The organism is Enterobacter sp. MGH 37 (genome assembly GCF_000534515.1).
GTDB lineage: Bacteria > Pseudomonadota > Gammaproteobacteria > Enterobacterales > Enterobacteriaceae > Enterobacter > Enterobacter kobei.
Genome location: NZ_KI973205.1, coordinates 1788135 through 1806229 on the forward strand (window position 1 = coordinate 1788135; position 18095 = coordinate 1806229).

General features: G+C 55.6%; 17 protein-coding genes. All 17 read right to left on the reverse strand.

Annotation, left to right across the window (positions count from 1 at the left end):
• Nucleotides 1-6: 6 nt before the first annotated feature.
• A complete protein-coding gene (locus L383_RS15260) occupies nucleotides 7-999 on the reverse strand; it encodes a hypothetical protein (RefSeq protein WP_014884225.1) in 993 nt (330 codons plus the stop codon).
• Nucleotides 1000-1015: 16 nt separating this feature from the next.
• Nucleotides 1016-1813 (reverse strand): PP2C family protein-serine/threonine phosphatase, encoded by a 798-nt coding sequence (locus L383_RS15255; protein ID WP_014884226.1) that lies wholly within the window; start codon nucleotides 1811-1813, stop codon nucleotides 1016-1018.
• Nucleotides 1810-3564, reverse strand: coding sequence for a type VI secretion system-associated FHA domain protein TagH (gene tagH, locus L383_RS15250; RefSeq protein ID WP_023330607.1), 1755 nt, complete (start codon nucleotides 3562-3564; stop codon nucleotides 1810-1812). Before tagH ends, L383_RS15255 begins: the two co-directional genes overlap by 4 nt.
• 109 nt (nucleotides 3565-3673) lie before the next feature.
• Nucleotides 3674-4072 (reverse strand): hypothetical protein, encoded by a 399-nt coding sequence (locus L383_RS15245; RefSeq protein WP_023330608.1) that lies wholly within the window; start codon nucleotides 4070-4072, stop codon nucleotides 3674-3676.
• Nucleotide 4073: 1 nt separating this feature from the next.
• The gene (locus tag L383_RS15240) at nucleotides 4074-5063 is read right to left on the reverse strand and encodes a hypothetical protein (protein WP_023330609.1); all 990 of its coding nucleotides are present in this window, start codon (nucleotides 5061-5063) and stop codon (nucleotides 4074-4076) included.
• A gap of 49 nt (nucleotides 5064-5112) precedes the next feature.
• Entirely contained in the window at nucleotides 5113-5466 is a 354-nt protein-coding gene (locus L383_RS15235; RefSeq protein WP_023330610.1) for a T6SS amidase immunity protein Tai4 family protein, read from the reverse strand.
• Complete coding sequence (locus L383_RS15230) at nucleotides 5463-5954, reverse strand: type VI secretion system amidase effector protein Tae4 (RefSeq protein ID WP_023330611.1); 492 nt, start codon at nucleotides 5952-5954, stop codon at nucleotides 5463-5465. The genes L383_RS15235 and L383_RS15230 overlap by 4 nt, the downstream gene beginning before the upstream one ends.
• 167 nt (nucleotides 5955-6121) lie before the next feature.
• Nucleotides 6122-6604: an Hcp family type VI secretion system effector gene (locus L383_RS15225; protein WP_014884229.1), complete on the reverse strand. Its 483-nt coding sequence runs from the start codon at nucleotides 6602-6604 to the stop codon at nucleotides 6122-6124.
• Between the two features lie 287 nt (nucleotides 6605-6891).
• On the reverse strand, nucleotides 6892-8391 hold the full coding sequence (tssC, locus tag L383_RS15220) for a type VI secretion system contractile sheath large subunit (protein ID WP_014884232.1): 1500 nt from the start codon (nucleotides 8389-8391) through the stop codon (nucleotides 6892-6894).
• A 3-nt stretch (nucleotides 8392-8394) separates the two neighbouring features.
• Nucleotides 8395-8919, reverse strand: coding sequence for a type VI secretion system contractile sheath small subunit (tssB, locus tag L383_RS15215; protein WP_014884233.1), 525 nt, complete (start codon nucleotides 8917-8919; stop codon nucleotides 8395-8397).
• A gap of 75 nt (nucleotides 8920-8994) precedes the next feature.
• Complete coding sequence (tssA, locus tag L383_RS15210) at nucleotides 8995-10011, reverse strand: type VI secretion system protein TssA (RefSeq protein WP_023330612.1); 1017 nt, start codon at nucleotides 10009-10011, stop codon at nucleotides 8995-8997.
• A gap of 11 nt (nucleotides 10012-10022) precedes the next feature.
• The gene (gene tagF, locus L383_RS15205; protein WP_014884235.1) at nucleotides 10023-10739 is read right to left on the reverse strand and encodes a type VI secretion system-associated protein TagF; all 717 of its coding nucleotides are present in this window, start codon (nucleotides 10737-10739) and stop codon (nucleotides 10023-10025) included.
• 16 nt (nucleotides 10740-10755) lie between these two features.
• Nucleotides 10756-14376, reverse strand: coding sequence for a type VI secretion system membrane subunit TssM (gene tssM / locus L383_RS15200; RefSeq protein WP_023330613.1), 3621 nt, complete (start codon nucleotides 14374-14376; stop codon nucleotides 10756-10758).
• A gap of 2 nt (nucleotides 14377-14378) precedes the next feature.
• Nucleotides 14379-15617 carry a DotU family type VI secretion system protein gene (locus L383_RS15195; RefSeq protein WP_014884237.1) on the reverse strand — a complete coding sequence of 413 codons (1239 nt, stop codon included), beginning with the start codon at nucleotides 15615-15617 and terminating at the stop codon, nucleotides 14379-14381.
• A gap of 17 nt (nucleotides 15618-15634) precedes the next feature.
• Complete coding sequence (gene tssK / locus L383_RS15190; RefSeq protein WP_014884238.1) at nucleotides 15635-16978, reverse strand: type VI secretion system baseplate subunit TssK; 1344 nt, start codon at nucleotides 16976-16978, stop codon at nucleotides 15635-15637.
• Between the two features lie 28 nt (nucleotides 16979-17006).
• Nucleotides 17007-17510: a type VI secretion system lipoprotein TssJ gene (tssJ, locus tag L383_RS15185; RefSeq protein WP_014884239.1), complete on the reverse strand. Its 504-nt coding sequence runs from the start codon at nucleotides 17508-17510 to the stop codon at nucleotides 17007-17009.
• A gap of 23 nt (nucleotides 17511-17533) precedes the next feature.
• On the reverse strand, nucleotides 17534-18028 hold the full coding sequence (locus L383_RS15180) for a hypothetical protein (RefSeq protein WP_014884240.1): 495 nt from the start codon (nucleotides 18026-18028) through the stop codon (nucleotides 17534-17536).
• Nucleotides 18029-18095: the final 67 nt, after the last annotated feature.

Sequence of the window (18095 nt, forward strand, 5' to 3'; positions counted from 1 at the left end):
CATTCCTTAATTCGCCGCGCGCCATGCGCCCACGGCCGGATCGCGCAGCTGAGGGCGCAGGGTGTCAATCAAAACGATATTCAGTGAGGTGCCGGGTGCGACCCAGGCGCTCCAGGTTTTCTTCACCGCCGCAATACGCGCCTGCAGCTTTGCATCATCGCTGGCGGTTTCACGGGAAATCTCTACTGCCACCGTGCCGTTACTTTTCCAGCCGTTGAGCGCGTTATCGTAAGGCAGGATCATCCAGCTCTGGTCGCTGTTTGGGGTGCTGAACACCATGCGCTCTTTGTTGACGGAGGTGATCAGCGCGTTTTCCGGGTCAGCGTTTTGATTCAGCCCCATGACCGGGAAGCCATGAATGTACGTCACAGCCATCTCTTTTTGCCCGCCGTTGCGGGACTGGGAGATCACGGTGTGACCGCTGAGCCAGCTGCCATTGCCGCAGCGGGTGGTATCAGAATCCGGAATAAAGAGCGCCGGTGCGGATGCGCCGCCTTCCCAGAAGGTGCGCAGGTGACAGCCGTCCTGGAGGGTAAACTCCTGCCACGGCGTGCGGTCAGCGGCAACCGTATGGGTTGCAACGTTTTGATCCGGCGGCATTAACGCCCCGCTGGCAGTGGTCGTCGTCACGGCTGGCGTCGCCTGCTGCTGTTTCACCACCAGCGCCCACTCCTGCGCTTTGGCGGCGGTTCCTTGCGCCAGCGTCGTTCCCGCCGGATCGTTGAGCGTCCAGCTGAGCGTGTTCACTTTGCTGCACTGGTGTTCCAGCAGTGAGCCAAGACGTGGCACGAAGTTTTCCAGCACAGAGACATCCTTCTTGCCGTTCGCCACGATGCGCAGTGCCACCTCCGGCTTACACCAGCTTTGCGGGGTGTTGTCTTTGATGTTGTCGATCCAGATATCCAGCTTCTGCGCAGGAGACTGCACGATGCGGAAATTCTCAGCCTGCGCGGTGGAGGTCACCGCCAGAAGTGCCAAACCCGATAGCCAAAGTTTCATATCGTTCCTTGTGTGTCTAATCAGTTCCGCAGGGAAGAAATTGTGCTGCATCAGAGAGGGTATGCAGCAAAGTGGTGTCCTGAGGGTTGCCCATCCATACCGCCAGGGCGGTGTAGTTATCCTGCGCATTCCCCTCCTGCTCGCCATTCTTTTGAATGATTTGGTTCATTAAGGTCAGCCATTCCTGGGGCGTATTGACCATATGCAGCGATTGCTTCATTTGCTCTTCGCTGACGCCGTGCCAGAACCCGTCGGTGCAGAGCAGGAATGCATCGCCGTCTTCGACCTGCACGACATCGCTGTAGCTCGCTTCCGGCCCACCGTTTTCAATCCCCAGCGCCAGATAGAGCAGATTACTGTTCAGGTTGTCGGTCTGGTGCCCGGCATCTTTCATCTGCTGCACCAGGCTGTGGTCGGTGGTGACATGCCACAGCCATCCCCGGCGAAACAGATACAGACGGCTGTCTCCGGCATGCGCCCAGTAGGCCAGGCCATAATCACGGTCAATAAACAGGCTGACCAGCGTCGTGCCCATCCGGCGATAATCCTGAACGGCCTGCTGTTCGCTGAGAATGGTGCGATTCGCGGTCTGCACATAATCACGGATATGCTGCGCGTTAAGGTGTTTGTCGCCATCGAAGCGGGAAATAATGCTGTTGCGGGCCAGTTCAGCGGCCACCTCACCGCCCGGCAGGCCAGCGATGCCGTCACAGACGACAAAGCAGGCTGAACGTTCCCCAATGGTTTCTCCCGTCTGATCCTGGTTGCTGGCGCGCGTCCCCTGGCGGGAGAGAGAAGCCGTTGCGATATTCATTTGTCTTCCGATCCGCTCTGTGAGTCTTTGTACTGATTCACCTCCATGTCATACGCATGAAGGAAGGCTTCGCCGAACAGGGTGTGGAAGTCATCCTCAATCTCGCCCGCCGTCTCGCCATAGCTGCGAACAAAATAGTCCCACAGGGCGGCTTTACGGCTGCCCGGCAGCGCCAGACGCGAGGTCATGCCGTTTTGCTTCGCCTGCTCTTCCAGCTGTTCCGGATTAAAGGATTGCAGCATCGCGGCAATAATGGCGCGGATGCCGGAGATCATGCCCAGCTGGTGCGCCTGCAGATCGATCAGCGCATCGCGCACGGATTTCGTTGGTGGCATAAAGCCCGGCATCGGGGTGCCAAACATCTGGATCAGAACCGTTTTCCCGGTCGGCAACAGCTTGAACGGGTTGTTGGCATCGTCCAGCACCATGGTCATATCGGCTTTTACGCCGCGTTTTAGAATAGAGCGCGAGGAGAGCAGCGCCACGGTGCCCTGAGAGAACATACCGAGGATCTGCCCCAGCTGACGCATATTTTCCCGGTCAAACTGCGGGACAGGCTGCATTTCGCTCAGCCCCATCCCTTCCAGCAGTGCCTGCAGCAGTTCCCCCTGCAACACATCGCCCTTCTCTCCAGTGTTCGCGGTAGCAGATGGAGAAGCAGCGTTATTAACCGGATCGATACGCAGTCGGCCTTTAGGGGTCTGAGCGCTGCTGCGCGCAACGGCCTGCGGCGTAGGCATCGTGAACCCTGCGTAATCTGGTCTCACTGGCTCCTCTTCTGCACGCGGCGTTTCCTGCGGCTCAGGGGCAAAAAGCGGGGAACCGGCAAGGACGTCTTCCTCCTGCTCTGGTTCAGGCGCTGGCTTTTCGTCAGTGATGTCATCCGGATGGGTTAACGGCGCCCCGCCCATCAGCCCGAGCGGGTCATCATTACGTGCAGCCGGCGCGCTGGCCTTGCCACCAAATAGCGCCAGCGGATCGAGTTCATCTACCGCATCTTCTTTAGGGGCGGGTTGAGTCTCAACTGGCGGCACCAGCGTGGAAGGCGTCACGTCGTCGAAAATGCTCTCTTTTTTGAACAGCGTTTCTTCGCCGAACAGCGTGTCCGGGTCGACATTCTTATGCTCAAGCGTGGGATCGCTGTCGTTGAACATCGCCAGCGGATCTTCAGCATTACGCTCCGGCGCCGCAGGCTGAGAGAACGGATCCTGCGAAGCCGCTGACTGCGGTTTTGCACGGTTGCTGGAGATGCTGTCGGAGATGGAAAACTCCTGCATCAGGCTATCCCAGATTTCCGACGGCACGGCAGTTGGTTCCGCTTTACCGCGTGGCGCAGGGTTAGCAGGCTTCGGTTGCGATGCTGGCGCTGGCGCGGCTGTCGGATGCGCCTGCTGCTGCATGCTGGCGGCCATGCGGCTCACCGGCTGCGTGTCGTGGATAAGTTCGGCCACTTCGATACGGTAGTCATCAATACCGAGAATGTCGCCATCCTGCAGTTCAACCTGACGCCCCCGCTCCAGCGGAATATCATTTAATACCACGCGGGTGACGCTGCCACGGTTAGTGACGCGACATTCACCATTGGCGTCAACGTGAACAATGGCCTGCAGGCGCGAGATGGTGCGGTCATTGTCCGGCAACACCAGATTGTTATCCGTACCGCGCCCAATGGTGCCGCCCGGGGCATAAAAATCACAGCTGCTCTGCGGCGGCTGATGACCGGGTTTCGTAGAAATAATCGTGAATCGCATGGCGTATTCCTGCTGGTATGATTAGCGCTCAAACGCTGCCGCTCTCGGGGGTGAGAACGGCGGCGTTTGGGGGTAAGTCAAAATTATTATTTGAATTTTCAGAATAGAATTAAATATCTTTAACACTTGCAAGAATTAAAAGCAGTAAAAACAAAATCGTGGCAATTTTAACCTTTCTGTTATATGCATTAATCCATGACACGTCGAACTTTGACAGAATATCTTTGCATGATTGTGGTTCAAGCCAGCGCGACCCTGTAATTTTTATACGTTTACCCCGCAAAAGCTTTGATAAAATCATGGCACGAAAACCAAATCCCCAAAACCCAAGATTTTGCCAGGCCTGATAATCCTCGATCTTAAGCAATTTACTCTTAATTAACAGATTATATATTTGTTCAACCTGGTCGGAATGTTTTCGATAGTCAATATAGAAAGTTACCACAATGATAAGAAAAACAACAAAAATACAGATAATAAAAGCAGGGTAAATATTATTGGTAACCACATTACTCTCCGCTAAATATTAGATTATTCACTTGTTCTCCCACAAACCCACCTACTTTAGTTCCACCTGCTGCCCCAGCGGCACCAACGATTAAACCACAAACAAGAGTTCCTGTGCCCGCAGTTGGTACACCTAATGCAATACAAATGGGTGCCGCAAGGGAGGAGCCTAACGCAGCGCCAGCGACACCGCCTCCAAATTTGCTATATTCACTCACTGCAACCTTGCCACATTCATGTTCTCTTCCAACAGTGCAAGCATGGTAAACTTCGTTAGAGGTATTCGCAAAAGAAAAGCCTAGCGCAACCCATCCACCCGCTTTCATGTAAGACGTGATTCTCGACGCCCTGTCGATATATGTTGAGTAGCCGGGAATCGCTCCAATGCCAACGGTACTCCATTCATGAACAATTGATTTTGTGGATAACCCTAATGCTCTTTTCAGATCCGCATAATCTCTAAATTTAAGCTGATTTTTCGTTATTTTATTTAACAGTGGTTTAAGTTGCGCAAGAAGAGCATTACGTTCCGAATAAAACTGCTGTCCAATAAGAGCGCCTTGTGTTCGATACTGATTTTGGTATGTCTTTTCAATCTTAATCAAAATGTTTTCAATTTGTTTAAAATAAGACTCTCCCGCACCACTTAGATTCCCTATTAATGTATCGCCCCAGGCAGTTATGGCAGCAATATTATCAAAGTTATTTTTCAAAAACTCTGCAGCGGAACCATCAATAGTAGCAAGCGCATTATTAACTTTCTTTTTGGCGATAGTTAACCCATTAACCTGTTGCGATTGGTTATGATTATTCGGATCCGCCACAATTAATATCTGGCCAGGTTTAACCCAAGCTGTATCTTTATTCAATTGCATAAAATACTCGGATTTTTCATTTCTTGTACTACCAAACAGTTGTCTGGCCTGGAAATCCAGAGTACCAGGTTGCTGCACCACACAGTAACCTGGAGCAATGTTTGATTGGTTTGCCATGAAAAACTCCCTGTATCTTATCTAGAACGCATAATTGAATGGGGAAACACTATTTTTGGCTTTTGAGCGAACGAATTGCGTCGCTATTGGCGATTAAGCTGCACTTCAATACCTGATAATGACCCTGCTCAGTACCACCTACTTTCTCTTTCAGTAGGGTATCAATCACCTTGTCAGCTTTTTCAAAATTTTCAGCAGCAAGATCGCTTGCTTCAAGCCATGCGGCGGCACTGGCTTCAGCATCATCTTTCAGGCTTTTGCTGTCCGCAATCTTACTGATGCAACGATTTTGCACCCAGTTTTCAAAGATTTGTTGCTGAGAAAAAGCACTGACATCAGGCAGTTTTTGGGCATATACAACGGAGGCATTTAAAGCCAATATAAGCAGCAATAAACGTTTCATTTCAGGCTCCAGAATGTTGCATTGGTAGGGATAAACGAACCATTACCAGGAGAGCCAAGGAAATGGCAATCATCAGAGCAAATATTTCCATTCCAGAGGGTTACATGCCCGGTGGCGTCACTCCAGCCGTGTCCGGTAAAGATGATAATGCCTTGCTTTCCTGCAAATTGGGCAGGCGTTGGGGATGATACTGACATATCTGCATTGCCCAGTACTGTAGGTAAAAATGCAATCATGTCTTTTACCCGAAACATATAGCGCTTTTTGTCATTTCCGGTCACTGTTGCATATTTGCTATTAGATGGAATCGGAATGCCGCAATAATTTAAAACGTAGCTCATACGAATCGGGCAGGCGTTTTTAAAAATTCCGGCGTCAATATTATGCTGAACCTTTCCACCTAATAACTTACCAACCTGTTCTACGTTTACGTTCACTTCTCTGAATCGGTTCCAGGCGGCACCGAAAGCAGGACGCATATGAGACATGTCGTTTCTCCTTGATAAAACGCTCAGGATAAAATGAACCATTCCACAACGATATCAATACATTGCACAATCCATTGTAGGCCCGTGCAAGCGAAGCGCCGCCGGGCGGCACGAACAAAATGCACGTTATCATCAGTCTTAAGTGAGCCCTTTCGGGCCCACTATTATTACGCTTCTTTGTTCTCTTTGATGTTCCAGCCAGCGCTGCTTTCAGCACCTTTACCACCGGCAGTGGTCTGCTCCCAGTACTGCTGTTTCACTTTCGCAGCCTGGAACGCGTAGGTCACACCAACGGTATCGCCGTTGTCTGCACCGGTGTACTGAACAGAAGTCACCAGCACATCTTCCAGCGTGATGCGGGTATATTCCACCTGCTGACCACCGGCTTTACAGACGGACAGTTCAACTTTGGTCAGGTGTTTACCGCTGGCGCAGTGTTTCAGGATAGCTGTGGTGGATTTGTCGATCAGAGCATTAACGTGCAGATCGTTAAAGTTTACTTTACCGGCACCGCCGCCACCGCCAACGCTCATATTACCTGGCTGGGAAGCGCCCCAGGAGAAGGAGGTAATATCAGTCCAGCCGGTGTGGTTAGAATCTTTAGATTCGCCCGTAACACCCTCGACCTTCAGAAACATATCAATAGCCATAATATCTACTCTTCGTGGATGAACAATATTGCTTTCGAAAAAGCACTTATATGGCAAACAGGAAAGCATGGGGCTGAATAAAACCGTCCATATTTTACCTCTGCCTCATATCAAATGACCCGTGTCATTTGACAGTCTTACATTCCCCCGAAAATAACGGAATGAATGTGAAGTCTTTCTTGCCGGGTGGCGCTGCGCTTACCCGGCCTACATCGGGCAACAACATCTGTAGATTGCACGTTTTATGGTAGGCATGTGCAAGCGTAGCGCCGCCGGGTGAAATACACTTACGCGTCTTTCGTCTTCAGCGACGGCAGTTTAGAAACCAGACGCAGGGAAACGGTCAGGCCTTCCAGCTGGTAGTGTGGACGCAGGAAGAACTTCGCGGCGTAATAACCCGGGTTGTCTTCAATCTCCTGCACCTGCACTTCTGCAGCCGCCAGCGGTTTACGGGACTTGGTTTCCTGAGAGGAGTTCGCCGGGTCACCGTCCACATAGTTCATTACCCAGTCGTTCAGCCAGCGTTCCATCTCTTCGCGCTCGCGGAAGGAGCCGATTTTGTCGCGCACGATGCACTTCAGATAGTGGGCAAAGCGGCAGCAGGCGAACAGGTACGGCAGACGAGAGGCCAAACGCGCATTCGCGGTGGCATCCGGATCGTGGTACTCGGCCGGTTTTTGCAGAGATTGCGCGCCAATGAAGGCAGCAAAGTCGGAGTTTTTCCGGTGAACCAGCGGCATGAAGCCGTTTTTCGCCAGCTCGGCTTCGCGGCGGTCGCTGATGGCGATCTCGGTCGGGCATTTCATGTCCACGCCGCCGTCATCGCTTGGGAAAGTGTGGCACGGCAGGTTTTCGACTGCCCCACCGGACTCCACGCCGCGAATCGAGGTGCACCAGCCGTACTCTTTGAAGGAGCGGTTGATGTTGGCCGCCATCGCATAGGCGGCGTTCGCCCACGAATAGCTGTTGTGGTTTGCGCCGTCGGTCTGCTCTTCAAAATCAAAGCTGTCGACCGGGTTAGTGCGGATGCCATACGGCAGGCGCGACAGGAAGCGCGGCATCACCAGCCCCAGATAGCGGGCATCTTCAGATTCACGCAGTGAACGCCAGGCCGCGTATTCGGTATTCTGGAAGATTTTGGTCAGGTCGCGCGGGTTAGCCAGCTCCTGCCAGGACTCCATCTGCATCACGCCCGGTGCGGTACCGGTGATGAACGGACAGTGTGCCGCAGAGCCGATGCGCGCCATTTCGCCCAGCAGCTCAACGTCCTGCGGGCTGTGGTCGAAGTAGTAGTCGCCCACGATGCAGCCAAACGGCTCGCCGCCAAACTGACCGTACTCCTGCTCGTAGATTTTCTTGAAGATCGGGCTCTGGTCCCAGCCCACGCCCTTGAAGCGCTTCAGGGTACGGCCCAGCTCCTGCTTGGAGATGCTCATAAAGCGGATCTTCAGCATCTCGTCAGTTTCGGTGTTGTTCACCAGGTAGCTCAGACCGCGCCAGGCGCTCTCCAGCTTCTGAAACTCTTCGTGATGAATGATCTGGTTCACCTGTTGAGAGAGCTGTTCGTCGATACCGGCAATCAGGTTCTGAATGGTGCGATAGGTATCGTTAGAGAAGGTAACGGTATTCTCCAGCGCCTGCTGTGCCAGGGTCTTGACCGCGCTTTCCACGGCAGAACGCGCCTGATCGGTTTTCGGGCGGAACTCTTTGTTCAGCAACGCGCTGAATTCATCCTGGCTGAAGGCCTGACCCGCCTGCTGCTCATGTTGTTGAGTCTGGTTGCTCATCGATTATTCCTCGCTACCTTTCGCACTGTCGTCATTTTTCGGCAACTGGCTCAGAGATTTGAGCAGCGTCGGATCCTGCAGAATTTTTGCGATCAGCTCTTCCGCGCCGTTTTTGCCGTCCATGTAGGTCAGCAGGTTGGAGAGCTGAGTACGAGCTTCCAGCAGCTTGTTCAGCGGCTCCACCTTGCGGGCCACCGCGTCCGGCAGGAAGTCATCCATGCTGTCGAAGGTCAGATCGACGTTGAGCTTACCTTCGCCGGTCAGGGTATTATCCACCTGGAACGCCACGCGCGGCTTCAGCGCCTTCATGCGTTCGTCAAAGTTGTCGATGTCGATTTCAAGGAATTTGCGATCGTCGACCGCCGGCAGGTTTTCCACCGGTTTACCGACCAGATCGGCCATGACGCCCATCACAAACGGCAGCTGAATCTTACGTTCTGCACCGTAGATCTCTACGTCGTACTCGATCTGCACGCGGGGGGCACGGTTACGTGCGATGAATTTCTGCCCACTGTTACTCATTGCCATGATGTTCTCCATCAAAGATGCGCGGTGAAGGTGAAACGGCAGGCTCCATGCCTGTCGTCATAATGCCTGGACGCGTTATTCGCGGCGTCCAAAGATGTTTTCCAGTTGGTTAACGCCGTCTGGCGCCAGGTCGCGAATAATGTCCATAAAGTTAAGTTCTGACAGCCGCTGCACCCGTTCAATCATCAGCGGTGCGGGGTGGCTCGGTTCGTACTGCGCAAAATACTGTTTTGCTTTTTCCAGCATCAGCTGCGCATCGGCACGGCTGGTGACCTGCACGCTGCGCCAGTCGGTAACCGGCTGAACGGGTTGTGTTGCCGCAGGTTGATGATCGGCTTGCGGTTCAGCCTGCGCCTCGCGGCCCGGCAACAGCTTGCTGATGTCGGTCACCTGACAGGCACTGGCGACCAGTCCTGTGGTCTTCAGCAGTTGTTCCATCTCGGGTACACCGCTTTCACCGAGATATCCGGTAAGCAGCGCGCGGATGGCCAGCAACCGCTCGTTAATCACGATTACCGCGGCAGTCCCTGGCTGGTCACCGCGGGCCAGTTCGTCAATCAATCTTGGACGGCCCCCCGGATAGTCCGGGCATTCAGTTTTACTGCCGTCCAGCAGTGCCTGGGCGTCCCGCAGCGAAATTTCATCGCCGTTTGAACGCAGCAGCGAGGCGTTGCGTACCGCAATGGTGAGTTCCGATTTATCGCTCAGCCCCGCCAGGGCATTAATCCGATAGAACGGGTCGGTTTCGCCATACTCCTCCAGAAGCGGATAGAGCGGCTCCCAGTAGCGCGCGAGCGCCTCCTGCACCAGCAGCAGCCCGTCTGCGTAGCCTGCCAGCCCGCGGCGGCGTGTCCACGCATGGGTTAACGCCAGCATCACGCGCAAATCTTTCGTGCGCGCCAGCAGGCTGGTGGCGTATTTTTCTACCGTATTCCAGTCAGCAGGCTCTGCCGGGATAATGGTGTCGCCAAACTGCTGTTCCGCTTTCCCCTGGCTTGCCTGGTTCATCACCTGGAAGTCAGCGTCGTATTCCAGATTGTCGCCACAGGGTTTATCCGGGCTTATGGGCGCGAGAAATTCTTCGATATTCATGAGATCCCTGCTTATTCAAACATGGGCGGATAAAGACCGTGACGTCCCGGGCGGGCGCCCCCTGCCGGGTCGAACAGCAGGGTGAAAAGCTGCCCGGTAAAGTTGCCGCTGTGGACATGGGTGTACAGCGGGTAACCGTCGCAGCGGTTGGTCCACCAGTAGCTGGTCTGACGCAGCGGGTCAAAACACTCTGCCGCCTGCGGCCAGCCCAGCGTGCTCTGACCGTCCTCGTCATAGCCAATCACGTCAAGGATGTCGGAACGCTTTTGCGGCTCGACGGGCTGCGGAGCCGGAATGGACATCAGCATTTCATCCAGCTGCGAGGCGGAAAAGCTGTTGCGCACCGCGTGCAGTCCCAGACGACCAATCTGCTGATACCAGCTTTCCGCCTGGCTGAGCAGGCTGGTCGACCATTCTGACGGGGCGAAGCTCAGCTGGATGCACACCGGGTATTGTCGGCCAACGCTGTCCCGACCGGGCAGCAGGCAGCCCATCTGGATCATCTGGCTGCCCAGCATTGGGGGGACAACAAAATTCCACACCGGCGCTTTGGTGAACGGGCGTTCTCCGCTACGCTGCTCTTCCTGCTGCCAGGCAAGCAGGCCAACCTGGAACCAGTGCGACCACTGGCGCTGTAAGGTGTCAGGAAAGCGGCGCTGCAGGAAATCTCCGGCGCTGGGTAATTTGCCATACCAGCTGTAGCGGTTCATCGCAGGGGTATTCGTCATACGGCTGTCCTTGCGGTTATGGGCATGAGAAACGGGGTAGCTGGAACGGATTGCGAATGCTGTTTGGCGCAAACTCCAGCGTGACCTGATGTCCGTCGACGTTGAAGGTGGCCTGACGGCTCAGGCTACCGGCGCCCGGGCTGGTGCTCGCTTTATCGAAAAAGCGGTTGAGTGCCCAGGCACCGTTGGTCACCAGCGTCGCCGTGCTGCCGTTAGCCAGCCCCAACTGCATGCGGACCTGGTTGGTGCCGCCCGGCCCCGGCCAGTTCATGATTTGAACGGCTTGCGGACCGTGGCTGTAGCGCAGCAGCTGGCCGTCAACGTCCAGCGTCAGGTTCAGGATGGTGTTATCCATTCGCACGGTGCGTACCGTGACCTTGAAAGACGGCGTGGTGGCACCATTCGCAAAGAAGGCGTCGCGAATCGACTGGGCCTGCTGGAACGGTCTCAGCAGCCCTTCACTTCCCGGCAGCGTTTTACCGTCGATGCCCGGCATAAAGCGCCAGTTTGCCTGGGTGGTATCGACTTTATTGGTCAGGTTGTCGCGAAAGAAGGTGTCCATCAGCCCGGTACCTGGCGCAAACATGCGGGCGAGGTCGTCTGGGGTAACTTCCGTGCTGGCGCTACGCACCAGCGGATAACGCCCGGCAATGGCCTGGCGGCAGAACCCGCCCACTTCGACGTTAATCCGCTTACGCACGTTCTCCAGATCGCGGCGCTGGGTATCGCTGCTGGCACCTACCGCCATATTGCTGAACATGGTCTGCAGCCCACCCGGCAGACGACCGGCGCTGGCCTGCAGACGGCTGATCGCCTCGCCGCCCGGCGCTGGCATGCCGCTGTTGGCGGCATCCTGTACGGCGGTCAGGTAACGATAAAGCTCATCCACCTGCTTAAGAAAATCATCAAAGACGATGGTCTTGCCCCCCTTCTCCAGCGGCTGAGCCAGCTCAATCATCGGTGCATAGTGGTCCGTCACCAGCTGTTCCGGGGCCTGGGTAACGGCAGCGGCCTGCGTCGGGGCAGTGTCATTATTACTGAACAGCGCTTCCAGCGTGCGGGTGGCACGGTTGCTCTGCGCCTGCGCTTTACCGGCGTCTTCCGGGGCTGGCGTATCGCGCGACAGCGTCAGCACCTGGCTCAGGTTCTGCACCAGACGGCGCAGGGGTGAGTTTGCGCCTGAGAGCAGACGCGCTGTGTTGATGCGCTGGGAAAGATCGGCGCTGTTGTTAAGCTGAATGTCGGCGAGAAAGCGATCCCAGGTAGCGATAAAGTCGCGCATGTAGAGCTGACGCACGGCGTTGTCGATCTGCTGTTTATCCTCCTGCGCCGTCGCGGCGCCCAACACCCAGGCGTCGTCTTCATGCAGTGCGGTGGTCACGCTGTCGATCTGGCTGTTAAAGCTTTTCCAGTAACCGTCTGGCGTATAAAGACCCGGCACGCCGTCGCTTACCGACTTGCCGCTTTTGCGTGAAAACACCAGCTCGCTCTGCGGTCCGCCCAGGTCGGAAAGGGAGACCGGCTTAAGGTTTTCATCATGCTCCAGCAGACGCTTAAGACGACCATACACGCGAGTGGATAACGGCTGCTGATTGATCAGCGCGCGTTCACGCGCCACCAGGGACGCGTCCTGCGCGTACGGCGAAGCCTGAATTTTCGGCTCCAGCAGCTGCGTCAGGTGCCATTCAAGCTGCTGCAGCTGCGCTTTCGTCACGTTCTGCGGCAGGTTACGCTGCAGATTGAGCATCACCCATGAATGCAGGAATTTGCCGTCGTAGTGCTTCGGCTGGTAAAGCATCTGATAGGCTTTCAGCGCTTCATAGCTGTACTCCACGTCGCTGCCATTATCGTTGCGAAGCCAGGTGGTGATGTGCATGGCGACCGCTGGCAACAGCAGCTGATCCAGCGCTTTCTGGTACAGAGACTGAGAGGCATCGCTGACGTCATCTCCGCGGTAGAGCCCCATGCGACGGGAAACCGGCGGATCGTTTACATCAAACGCATCGCTTTTTGGCAGATCAACCAGACCATTCATCAGCGGCAGCAGATCGAACAGATCGCGCTGCGGCTGGTTCTGCAAGGCTTTGCTCTGCTGATCCAGCAGCGGCACCTTCGCATCCACCTCTTCCAGATAGGCCTTATTTTTGGCATAGCTGGTCAGCCACAGTCCGCCGAGTATCACCAGCAGGGCCAGCAGCGCCGCATAGCCGGACCAGATCACCGCCCGGTTACGCAGTTCCCACCAGCGGTTTTCTCCGGCAATGCCGGCTTCCTGGAAAATGACGTTTTGCAGCAGGTTCTTGATGAAGAAGCTTTGGCCTTTCGCCCCAGGGATCGGCGCGTCTTTACTTACCGAATCCCAGTTATCACTCTCTCCCCCTTCCGGCAGAGAGAGCGCACGGTTCAGTTCGCCCATGACGCGGTCAAACGGCATCCCTTCCTGGGTGCCGCTGGCGAAGTAGATCCCACGCGGAGAGAACTCGGTTTCAAAGTTGGAGCGGGCGAAGACAGTGCTCAGGTAATCCGCCAGCAGGGGACGCAATGCGGCGAACTCCTGCGGGAAGAGATACGCTTCAGCACGGGTTTTCGCGTCATGCTCTTTCAGCATGGTTTCCGGCAGCCCGGCATCGAGGCGCTGCTGCAAGAGCGAGAACTCTTGCTGGAAGTTGCCCATCAGGTCGTAATCGGCGTGTTTGGTCTGCTCCCACGGCAGCGTAAAGCCCCAAATCTGGTCCCGCTGCGCTTTGTCGTAGTCGGCAAACCACGCACGGAAGCCTTTGAGCAGGTCAGCTTTGGTGACCATCACGTAAACCGGGAAGCGGATACCCAGCTGCTCATGCAGTTCAGAAAGACGCTGGCGCAGATTCACCGCCTGCTGGCGTGACGCCTCCGCAGACTGGGTGAGCAGATCAGAGATGCTGATGGTGACAATGACGCCGTTGATCGGCTGACGACGACGGTACTTACGCAGTAACCCCATGAACTGCAGCCATTCACCGGCGTCCTGCACCTGCTCGCTTTCTTGCGTGGTATAGCGGCCCGCCGTGTCGAGCAGCACAGCCTCGTTGGTGAACCACCAGTCGCAGTTGCGCGTACCGCCGATACCGCGCAGCGCGGTCTTACCGAAACGGTCAGCCAGCGGGAATTGCAGTCCGGAGTTAACCAGCGCCGTGGTTTTACCGGAGCCCGGTGCGCCAATAATGACGTACCACGGCAGTTGATACAGGTATTGCGTGCTGAAGCGTTGCGTCCACTGGGCGCCCTGTCCTGCTTTGCTGAAGTGCGCTTTTTTGAGCATCTGCGCGGCTTCATCGAAACGGCTGGCAAGGATTTGTTCCTCGCTGTTCAGGCGTTTCTGCGGATCCGCCGCTTCCGGGCTGGTGGTGTTCTCGTTGAGCTTGTCCATCAGCTTGCGGTTCAGCCAGGCGTTATAAAGACGTGGCAGAATGTGTCCCTGCGCCCAGAGCAGATAGACCACAGCAATACTGATAATGCGGTTCTGTTCAGATTCCAGGGGTCGGGTATCCACAATGGACAACAGCGGACCAATCATCCAGATCACCGCCGCAAGCGCGGTTACGCCCAGGAAGCTCCACAGAATGCGGTTGGTCAGAATGGAAAGAAGTGTAGTCAGCATCCTTAGTTTCCTTGCGGCAATCCGTTCAGCTCAGCCTGAGTATTTTCAGGCGACACCAGCAGAGTAATTTCCACACGGCGGTTACGGGCGCGGTTTTCCGGCGTCGTGTTTGGTGCTACCGGGTTAATCTCACCCCGCCCTTCCGCTTTCACGCGGTCTGGCTGAGAGAGGCTTCCTTGCAGCATTTTCTGTACCGAGCGGGCGCGTTCCAGAGAAAGCTCATAGTTGGAAGCGAAGCGCGCGCTGCGGATTGGAACGTTGTCGCTGTAACCCACCACCAGAATTTTGCCGCTGACATTGTTCATCGCCTGCGCAATGCGGTTAACAACCGGTTCATAACGGTCACGCACCACCGTCGAGGCGGAGGCAAACAGCCCGTCTCCTTTCAGGATAACGACGCTGCGATCCGCTTCATCTTTTACCGCGACCAGACCTGCCTCGATTTCAGGCTTCAGGAAGCCGCGCAGGTTTAGCACAGCGGGCAACTGACGGGCCGGTTGCTGAATGGTGGTTTCCGGCAGCTGGGACTGATAAATCTTCGCCAGGACCGGACTGGTGTTATCGCCAAGACGCCAGTTAAGGACGATATAAAACAGGCAGGCGATAAACCCGGCCAGCGCCACGCAGGCCCACAGGGGAACCATCGGCCGCCACAGCTTACGCAGCACCGGGCGATCTTCCGGGTGGGGAGACAGCGGTGGCGGATAGCTGCCCCGCACGCCGCGAATCATCTGCCACAGCCGCTGCTTGATGGTCTCAAGCTGGGTGCGACCATTGTCCAGCACACGGTAACGCCCTTCGAAACCGAGCAGCAGGCAGTAGTTGATCATCTCCAGCAGCAGGATATGTTCGCGCGGGTTCTGCGACAGACGCGCCAGCAGCTGGAAAAACTTCTCGCCGCCCCAGGTTTCGTTATGGAACGTCACCAGAAGGCCATTGCTTGACCAGACGCCGCTGCTGCCCCAGGGGGTAAGCGCAGCGGCCTCATCCAGCGCCGTGCAAAGGCAGTAACGCGCCCCAACGATCACTTCGTAGGGTAGCCCCGCCTGCTGACAGCGGACTTCAAAACGGCGAATCTCATCGATCAGGCGCTGGCGTAACGCCACCTGATCGTCATGTGAAACCGAATGACGGATCTGCGGAATCGCATTGAGCAGCGGATTAGCGGCCGCCACCAGCTGATTGTTGCTACTGGCTCCGGTAAACGCGGCATCACTGCCGGTATCCTGTCGTTCCTGCATATTAAGCGCTCGCTTTATTATTCTGTCGGGCTACGGATGGCCCAAAACTCCATATCCAGCCCCGGGAACTCCCCTGCCAGGTGCAGGGCGAAGGCGCCGGACTTATCCATCTCGTGCCACAGCTCGCTGCCCTTCTCCAGCTCGAAATAGCTGTAGCCTGCATGCCACGGGATCTGCGGCGGCGCGACCGGCATGGCGCGCAGCATAATGCCCGGCAGCTGAAGCTGGACCAGATCGCGGATTTTCGACACCGGCGCGATTTTCATCTGCGCAGGGAAATGGGTTTGCAGGTGTTCGCCGGGCACATTCGCTTTGACGGCCAGCACGAAGCCAAACTCGCGTACCATGCTGGTTTCAGGAACGGTGGCGATGTTAAGACCATGCGAGCGCTCGTTAAGCGGCAGCTGAATAGCGTGGTCTTCCATCACCAGCGACAGCCCCTGACGCAGCATCAGCATCAGCTTACTGAAGCAGTTCGCCAGATCGTCGTGATCGTAGACCGGCAGCACGCTCTCCGTGGTCCGTTGTGGAGTCCAGGTGGCAAGCTCGGACGCAAACGGCAGCCAGCTGCGCCAGAGGGTTTCCGGGTGCAGCAGCGGCAGCGTTTTTAAATGCGAAACCTCGCCAAGATGACGGTTCACCAGCGACAGTAACGTAAATTCAATCAGTTCCGAGGTGTTAAAACGGCCAGGCTGGCGCAGACGGCCGCCGATCTGCTGGCTGCGCTGCACCAGTAAGCCGTGCAGATCGTTAATCATGCTGTAGATCTGCGGACTGTTATTGGCGTTCAGCATCGGCGGGATGTAGCTGTTATCGAGCCGGACGTGGTTGTCGTGGCGTTTTTCAGTGACAAACGCCACGCCGATGGCGGTCCATTCTGCCGTGAGATCTTTTTCCAGCATCAGCGTCAGGCGCAGGCGGCCAAACTGTACGGTGGCATCCCCCACCGACATGGCGTTGTCGTCTTCGACCTCTTGCTCGAACGCGATGAAGCGCGCCAGCGAGGCCGGCTCTTCGCTGAAGATCACCTCTTCCCGCTCGCCACGACGTACCGGCAGCGCGAGCACCACCTTTTCGTTGGTGAGATTGTCAGGGATTTTAAGCGGCACAGGACCATTGCGTCCGTTGCGCACCTGGAAGAAGGTCCCGTCTGGCAGAAGCCCACTGCAGTAGCTCAGGGCAATGCATCCCTGACGAAGCATCGCTTCGTCGAGTTCAACATCAAGAAAGCCCCAAAGATAGGAACGCTGCAACGCACCCCATTCACGAACGTGGTTGAGCAGATAACTTTCAGTCCGCTGAAAATGGTGTGGACGCAGGAACATGCCTTCGGTCCAGACGACCTTTTCTGCTTTCGTCATGATGATGTGTTTCCTGTTGTGAAGCGCGTTACTGGCTGATGACCCGAATGCCATTTACGTCGAGAAAAACGTTGGCCTGGAGTTCATCCGCGGACCATTTCCAGAACTGGTAGATATGATTTTCGCCTGGCACAGGCAGAGGGAGAGACACGCGCCATTTTTTACCATCCAGCTTCTGATATTCCGCCATCACGCCGATGTAGCGAGCCTCGGGATCGCTCTGACCGCTGAGGGTTTTCGACAGCTGTCCCGGCATCAGGAAGAACACATCGCTGTTCAGCAGATTCGCGCCAAGGGTTGCTGACGCGTTGTTCTGCAGGGAATAGAAGTCGCTGGACATGAAATCCGCATCGGATTTCAACAACAGCACACGGACTTTAAGCGGCGCAGAATCATTGATTTGTGGATGAGCCTGAAACTGCAGATTGTAGCGGGAGGGGTCGCTGTGTGAAGACGACGTACAACCACTCACAAGGGCGAAAACCGCCGCGTAAAAGACCAACCACAGCTTATGAAAATTTTTATTATTCATAAAAATACGCCCACGAAAGCCGTTTAGTTCAGGATCCAGGTACCGTTAGCGCTGTCTTTGCAGGCTTTGCTGTTGCCATCGACATCAACGCAGGTCGCTTTTTTACGCGCCTTAGGACGAATGGCCTGTTTACGGACGGTCGCTTCATACTGGTCGGCTTTGATAACTGCACGCATCGGGACGTAACCAATCAGTTGGTCATTACCCTCATCGGCAAGCGCCATCCAGTAGTGTTCAACCTGACCCAGCACCACGTAGGTTTTTCCGGTTTCCAGCGTACGGATAACCTTTCCGCCAAAGTCAGGACGGCTCATCAGGGAAGCCGGATACATGGCACGATAAGGCTCGTTGAGCGGAGTGAATTCCGTCGGCGGTAACACGGCGTGACGGTGCGTTAAGGTGACACCGTTGACCTGACTGGTCACGATCGTGTCGTCGTTGATTGCAGGTTTCTGTGGCGCTTTACAGCCCGCCACCGCCATGACAAACAGAAGTGAAAACAGTACGCGCATTTTCATATGCTTTTCCGTAGCGATATTTCGATAATGGAGATAAGGGGATGAAATTTGACTTAGGTGCTATTGT